Origin of the sequence: Pelomonas sp. KK5 (genome assembly GCF_001984095.1) — a bacterium.
Taxonomy (GTDB): domain Bacteria; phylum Pseudomonadota; class Gammaproteobacteria; order Burkholderiales; family Burkholderiaceae_C; genus KK5.
In genome coordinates this window covers 1-475 of sequence record NZ_LYVQ01000565.1, presented here as the reverse complement: position 1 = coordinate 475, position 475 = coordinate 1, and the positions used below count along the sequence as shown (strand labels likewise).

The following is a 475-nucleotide window of genomic DNA, read 5'->3' as shown; positions in this document are numbered from 1 at the left end:
GCCGCAGGCCGGCCGGCGCAGTTGAGCCCGGCGGCGCGCAGGGCCGGGCTCGCAAACCCGAACCTCCCGCGAAAACACAAAAAACAAGGGGCCCGTCTCCGGACCCCTTGCCCCTCCTCCTGGACGCTAACGCATCAGATCAGCGGACCCGAATGGCGCTTGCGTTCCTCCTCGTCCTGCAGCAGCTTCTGCTCCAGCAGCGTCTGGTGATGCGATGACGACGTGTCGGTGCTGGACGCCGCGGCCGTGGTGGCCGTGCTGGCCGCCGTTGCCGCATGATCCGCCGCCCCCGGCAGCGTCGTGCTGGCCGGCGCTGCCAGCACATCACCCAGGCTCACCGTGGACTTGGCGTCGGCTGTCGTCGTGCTCGCCGGTGTCACGTCCTTGGCGAACCAGACGTCGGCCATCTCGTGCGTCACCCCGTCGGCGGTCTTGTAGCCCGAGATCAGGCCCACCAGGTTGCCGTTGTCCACCG

At 69.3% G+C, this 475-nt stretch carries 1 protein-coding gene; it reads right to left on the bottom strand.

The genetic code is table 11. The annotated features are described in order from the left end of the window. Positions 1-134: 134 nt before the first annotated feature. Positions 135-475, bottom strand: a 341-nt coding sequence (locus B0W88_RS34235) for a hypothetical protein (protein ID WP_158081002.1), incomplete at its 5' end; no start/stop codon positions are given.